Genomic DNA, 5,642 nt, shown 5'->3' with positions numbered 1-5,642 from the left:
CGCTTTTAGCTGGTGGTCGTTATGATGAATTATTTGGTATTTTTGGTCAAGATCGCCCCGCCTGTGGCTTTGCTCTTTTTATTGAACGTTTGGTTGAGGTATTTGAAAAATCTCGACCGGATATTAACCAAGCCTTTAAGTCTTATACTATTTTTTATCCTCCCGAGCATCGCAAATCCGTCTTCATTTTAACCCAAAAATTACGTAAATTGCTCCGAGCCGTCATTGCCCAAGAGCAAAATGATGTTCCCTTTGCTCTTAAATTATCTGATGGATTCAAAGAGTATACCTGGACTGACTTAAATTGGGATACTATTTACATGCAGATACAAGAGGTAATCAAAAATGGATAAACTCACTCTATGCATACCTACCGGTAGGCTAAAAGATGAGGCTATCATCCTACTTTCAAAAATGCCTTCTTGGCCTCTTGATTTTAATCTCAATTCACGAAAGTTAATTTTTGAAGATCAATCGCTACCCTGGAATATCATCCTTTCCCATCCAAAAGACAGCTCTACCTACGTGGAATTTGGTGTTGCAGATATAGGAATTGTTGGAAAAGACATTCTTCAAGAAAGAGGAAATGAAGTCTATGAATTATGCGACCTTCAGATCGGTATCTGCCAAATGGTGGTTGCTGGACCAGAAAATCTCACGGCTACTGACCTTTTTAGAAAAGATGCTTTAAGGATAGCCACGAAGTATCCCAACATCACTCGCCGTTATCTTCAAGAAAAAGGCTTAAATGCCGATATCCTCTATCTCTATGGTTCAATCGAATTAGCTCCGGTTATTCATTTAACCGATGCTATCATCGACTTAGTTTCCACTGGTAAAACTCTTCATGATAATAAATTAAAGATTATTGAAGAGCTCTTTCCTGTGTCAGCTCGCTTAGTTGCTAATCGAATAAGTATAAAAACCAAAATGGAGAGTATTTTTTCTTTTGTCCAACAACTGAAGGGAGTAATCGGAGATGAGTGATTTTATAATTCAAACTAATACGATTAAAGATACCAACACCCTTCCTTCCGAACTCCAGATCGATTCTCGAATTATCTACTGCGAATTAAAGGAAGTTGAAAAGACGGTGCAAAGCATTATTGAAAAAGTTATGCAGGAGGGTGATTCAGGACTTCGAGAATTAACCGAACAACTTGACCATTGTCGTATAACAGATTTTATTATCCCCAAGTCCGAATTGGAAGGTGCTTGGCATCATGCCGAACCGGAATTTCGAAATACTATTGAACAAATTGTTCAAACCGTTCGTGATTTTCATAATAAACAATTAGAACATTCCAGATGTTTTTCACGAAATCTATCCATTCTTGGGGAAATTATCTCTCCAATTGACTCAGTAGCAACTTATGTACCAGGCGGGAGAGCTTCTTATCCATCGTCAGTAATTATGACGGTAGTCCCAGCCCAAATAGCCGGAGTAAAAAATATCCTTCTTCTTACTCCTCCGAATTCAAAAGGTGAAGTTTCATCAAACATTTTAGCAGTTGCTCATTATCTTGGTATCAGCAACATAGTCCGAGCTGGGGGTGCTCAGGCTATCGCTGCAATCGCTTTTGGTACCGAATCTATTCCCCGAGTCGATAAAGTTGTCGGCCCAGGAAATATTTATGTCACCGTCGCTAAAAGGCTTTTGTGTGGTATCATCGGCATTGATTCATTAGCCGGTCCTTCAGAAGTAGTCATCATTGCTGATGAAGAATGTCGACCCGACTGGGTTGCTCTTGATCTTCTCGCTCAAGCCGAACATGATCCTCTCTCCCGGGCAATATTATTCTCAACCAGTGATGAGGTTATAAACCAGGTACAAGAAGTTATTCAAAGCGAGCTAAACGCTCATCCTCTACCCTTCACCAAAGCTGTTCCTATGTATCTATTCAAAGTTGATAATTTATTAGCGGCATTTGAAATAACCAACAAAATCGCTCCTGAACACATGGAATTATGCTGTGCTGATCATCTTCGTTTGTTACCACTGATTCGTCATGCTGGAGCTATATTTCTTGGAAATGGAGCGCCCGTGGCACTTGGTGATTATGGGTACGGGCCCAATCATGTTTTACCAACCATGAGTGGAAGTCGGTTCTCTAGTCCTCTTTCGGTTCGTGACTTTTTAAAGACTTCTTCCTACATTTTCCCTCAAAAAGGAGATCCTACTCTGGTTTACTCTCGATATGCCAGCTTGGCGGAAAAAGAAGGTTTCTTCTTTCACCGAAAATCTCTGTTAGCCAGAATAAACCCTCATGATATTGTGTAGTACTAAAAAAGGATTTAAATACAAGATTCGACATGCCATGTCGCTATACTAATTAAAGAATGGGCACAATGCATTGTGCCCCTACAATTTTTTAATCTTTTGTAGGGGGCTTGATTTATCATGCCCGTGGATTTTCAGGATAGACCTTCATGCCACTTGTGTGGCACCAGATGACAATGAAAACCAAAGATTCGACATGCCATGGCAGGTCGCTACATACAATGAAGACCGGACGCAACAAATCAAGCTCGTGGTTTTTCAGACTTAAACCTCATGCCACTTCGTGTCCTTGCCCAACCAGTATAAAGCTCGACATGCGTTATAGCTTTTTAGACAACCTTTCTTGCATAAAAGGCGGAAGAACAAAAGCTGCCCGATGAATTTCTGGAGTATAATAACGAGTGGAAAATAGAAGTTTTTTAAAGCTAGTTTCAGGATCCCTTCCTTTTGATGCAATCATATAGGTCCATATGCCACCGGGATAGGTTGGAACCAACCCCCAATATATCTTCACCAGGGGGAACATTTTTAAACTTTCCCAATGTCTCTGCTCTCTTTCCGGTTGGAAAAAAGGTGGTTCTATTTGGGAAACTAATACACCATTATCAGAAAGGTGGTCGTAAGCACTCTGGAAAAAATCTTTTGAAAAGAGCGGTTCAGCGGTACCAGAAGGCAAGGGATCAGTGGAATCCATAACAATAACATCGTATATTTCATCTGACAAAGCTAAATACTTTACAGCATCTTCTACCAACACCTCTAACCTTCGGTCATTCCAGTTTCCTAATTTCGGGAGGTATTTACGGCTTACTTCAATAACAGCAGCATCGATATCCACCAATTTTACTTTTTTAACTGGATGTTTTAAGACTTCTCTTGATGCGCCACCATCTCCTCCGCCTACAATGAGTATTTTTTCCGGTTGAGGGTGGGTAAGCAAAGCCGGATGGATCAACATTTCATGATACATAAATTCATCTTTTTCGGTGGTTTGAACAATATCATCTAATAACAAGACTTTTCCGTAAAGATAGGAATCAATGACTTGAATTTTCTGGTAGGGCGAATTTCCCAAAAAGAGGGTTTCTTTAATTTCCAAGCCCAAACGATAATGAGGAATATAGTCTTCATAATACCATAGAGCCATTTCCTAATTAATCCCCCTTTCTATTTCAACGATTTTAACATCTTCGGGATGAAAATATTTTTTTATTAAGGGTAAACTTTGACTGGGTTCACTGCTGGCTTTTAGAAAAATGTCCATGGATGCGAATTGGTATTCCGGCCAGGTATGAACTGCTATATGAGATTCGGGCATTATCATAAGAGCGCTGAGACCATGTGGATGGAATTGATGAACTTTCAAAACTAATATCTCACTTCCAAAAAGGTGGGCAGTGTTGGTTAAAAAATCTTCCATGAGTTCAGCGTCATTTAAATATGATGAATTTATTATCTCAATCATGAGATGTTTAGCCAAATATTCTTTTTCCATTCTATCACCTCATCTTACCATAACAACATTTTAATCTCAAAAAAACCGTCCCCCGCTTCTTCACTCACCCCTGGTAAGAGTAATTCTTTTTTCCTCTCATTACCACTTTCTCTAACCAAGGAAGCAGATAAAGATGAGCATATTTTATGCCTAATCAAATTGAATTTTTATTTATCATCTTGTGATGATTCATTTAACCGAGCTGCTAACAACATTCTCCCAGTGTTTTTTCCTTCATTGCGATAAGAATAAAACAAATCGGAACAGCAAGAAGTACAATAATTCATGTTCTCAATATTTTCAAGAGGAATATCGGCCATCATAAAATCAGACGTTATTAATCCTCTCAGATCAACCAAAGCTTTCTGTTCGGAAACTGGTTGAACAAATTGAGCAGCAATTGTAGATCTCTTTACGAATTTATCGCTCACTTCTTTCCCGACTTCAAAACAGCAAGCTCCAATTCCTGGTCCTATACCAATTAAAAGATGCTGAATCGAGCAATTCATGATTTCCAAGAGATATTTCAGGGTTTTTAAATGAATATTCTGTTCGATCCCTCTCCAGCCGGCATGAATTACTGCAATCACATTCACCGATGGTTCAAATATAAGTATCGGAAAACAGTCAGCAACTAATACTCCTATCCAGATATTCTTTCGTTTGGTTATTACCGCATCCGCTGCAAATTGCTTATTGCTTAACAATAAACCTTTATCTTCAATGACTTGAATCTCAGAACCATGAACTTGTTTGGGGAGGATGAAATTGGATTGATCGAATTGATAACTTTTGAGGAAATATTCTTGTCCCCGGGCGGTAGTGATATCCCCTTCATAATGTCGAGTGGTTAAACAATGAGAAAGTTGGGGAAAATGTTTCAAAATTTTAAAATAAAGAATGCTTGACATCAAAGCGTATCATCTGATTGATTTTTCATTCGAATAATTCGAGCTGGAACGCCGGCAGCTATGACATTTGATGGTAGATCTTTATTAACCAGTGAAAAAGCAGCAACCGTTGTATTGTCTCCTATTTCAACACCGGCTAATACTAATGAACAAGCTCCAATCATGACATTTTTTCCGATTTTTACTTTCCCAGTACGAAACTCTTTGATAAGAAATTCATGGGTCAAAATGGTGGTTCGAAAGCCTAAAATACTGTTTTCTCCAATTTCTATCAATTCTGGAAAAAAACAATCGAGAATTACCGCCAAGGCTAAGCTGGCACTTTTATGAATTTTGGCTCCTAATGCTCGATATAAAAAGGTTTTTAGGCGTAATGAAGGCGAAAATCCAAAAATAAATATGACCAAGGTATTGAGAATAACCAGAAAAGGATTCTTCACTTTATACCAATAATAAAGACTGTTGTTTTTATCGACTTTTAAACGGACTTCAGTTCGCCGCGAACCCATTGTTGTCTCCATTTTATTAAGAATAAAGTTAAAAAGAAAACATTCACAATAATGTTTTGAGCAATGATGATGTTAATGCGAGGGTCATGAATCATATAGTTTAACTGGGCGGTTGGATAAGTATTCAACCAGTAATCAAAATAATCATTAACGAATAACCAACCTATAATGATGAATATAGTTCCGAGCTGCCATTTTTTAACAAACGGATAAATCAATAAGGATTGCAAAGCCATAATGGCATGTAAAAAGACTAACAACCAGTTTAATGAACTCAGCTGGAAAGTTAAGGTCAGGTTTCCAAATAAAGGAACCACGGTTTGAACACCAGCTGGAAGAAACATTTCGGAAAAAAGTGGTATAGTTAAAATCGTCCAAAAGCCGTATTTTACTGTATTGGTGATGACCAGTAAATTTAGAAAATCATTGGATTTTTTGTGTTTAAT

8 protein-coding genes are annotated in these 5,642 nt (G+C 38.2%); 3 read left to right on the top strand and 5 right to left on the bottom strand.

Annotated features, from left to right (window positions below; all coding sequences use genetic code 11):
* The 3 genes from PLK24_RS07595 to hisD all read left to right on the top strand — a co-directional run.
* The coding region (locus PLK24_RS07595) for an ATP phosphoribosyltransferase regulatory subunit (protein WP_324477831.1) at nt 1-353 on the top strand (353 nt) is incomplete at its 5' end.
* Nucleotides 346-987, top strand: coding sequence for an ATP phosphoribosyltransferase (hisG, locus tag PLK24_RS07590; RefSeq protein WP_324477829.1), 642 nt, complete (start codon nt 346-348; stop codon nt 985-987). The genes PLK24_RS07595 and hisG, both read left to right, overlap by 8 nt.
* Nucleotides 980-2,281, top strand: coding sequence for a histidinol dehydrogenase (gene hisD, locus PLK24_RS07585; protein WP_324477827.1), 1,302 nt, complete (start codon nt 980-982; stop codon nt 2,279-2,281). The genes hisG and hisD overlap by 8 nt, the downstream gene beginning before the upstream one ends.
* A 319-nt stretch (nt 2,282-2,600) precedes the next feature.
* Here hisD and speE read toward each other — a convergent pair whose 3' ends face one another.
* From speE to PLK24_RS07560, 5 genes are all read right to left on the bottom strand, one after another.
* Nucleotides 2,601-3,428, bottom strand: coding sequence for a polyamine aminopropyltransferase (speE, locus tag PLK24_RS07580; RefSeq protein WP_324477825.1), 828 nt, complete (start codon nt 3,426-3,428; stop codon nt 2,601-2,603).
* A 3-nt stretch (nt 3,429-3,431) separates the two neighbouring features.
* The gene (speD, locus tag PLK24_RS07575; RefSeq protein WP_324477823.1) at nt 3,432-3,776 is read right to left on the bottom strand and encodes an adenosylmethionine decarboxylase; all 345 of its coding nucleotides are present in this window, start codon (nt 3,774-3,776) and stop codon (nt 3,432-3,434) included.
* A gap of 167 nt (nt 3,777-3,943) precedes the next feature.
* The gene (pgeF, locus tag PLK24_RS07570) at nt 3,944-4,687 is read right to left on the bottom strand and encodes a peptidoglycan editing factor PgeF (protein ID WP_324477821.1); all 744 of its coding nucleotides are present in this window, start codon (nt 4,685-4,687) and stop codon (nt 3,944-3,946) included.
* The gene (locus tag PLK24_RS07565; protein WP_324477819.1) at nt 4,687-5,196 is read right to left on the bottom strand and encodes an acyltransferase; all 510 of its coding nucleotides are present in this window, start codon (nt 5,194-5,196) and stop codon (nt 4,687-4,689) included. The genes pgeF and PLK24_RS07565 overlap by 1 nt, the downstream gene beginning before the upstream one ends.
* On the bottom strand, nt 5,166-5,642 hold a 477-nt coding region (locus tag PLK24_RS07560; RefSeq protein ID WP_324477818.1), incomplete at its 5' end, for a DUF1405 domain-containing protein. The genes PLK24_RS07565 and PLK24_RS07560, both read right to left, overlap by 31 nt.

The organism is Atribacter sp. (assembly GCF_035418125.1).
GTDB classification, from domain to species: domain Bacteria; phylum Atribacterota; class Atribacteria; order Atribacterales; family Atribacteraceae; genus Atribacter; species Atribacter allofermentans.
The sequence above is the reverse complement of the archived record's forward strand: the minus strand, read 5'-3'. Positions and strand labels throughout refer to the sequence as shown.

Excerpts from the sequence above, each read along its gene's own strand:
- speE (WP_324477825.1), bottom strand. The coding sequence starts at position 3,428 with ATGGCTCTATGGTATTATGAAGACTATATTCCTCATTATCGTTTGGGC.
- PLK24_RS07565 (WP_324477819.1), bottom strand. The coding sequence starts at position 5,196 with ATGGGTTCGCGGCGAACTGAAGTCCGTTTAAAAGTCGATAAAAACAAC.
- hisD (WP_324477827.1), top strand. The coding sequence starts at position 980 with ATGAGTGATTTTATAATTCAAACTAATACGATTAAAGATACCAACACC.
- pgeF (WP_324477821.1), bottom strand. The coding sequence starts at position 4,687 with ATGTCAAGCATTCTTTATTTTAAAATTTTGAAACATTTTCCCCAACTT.
- speD (WP_324477823.1), bottom strand. The coding sequence starts at position 3,776 with ATGGAAAAAGAATATTTGGCTAAACATCTCATGATTGAGATAATAAAT.
- hisG (WP_324477829.1), top strand. The coding sequence starts at position 346 with ATGGATAAACTCACTCTATGCATACCTACCGGTAGGCTAAAAGATGAG.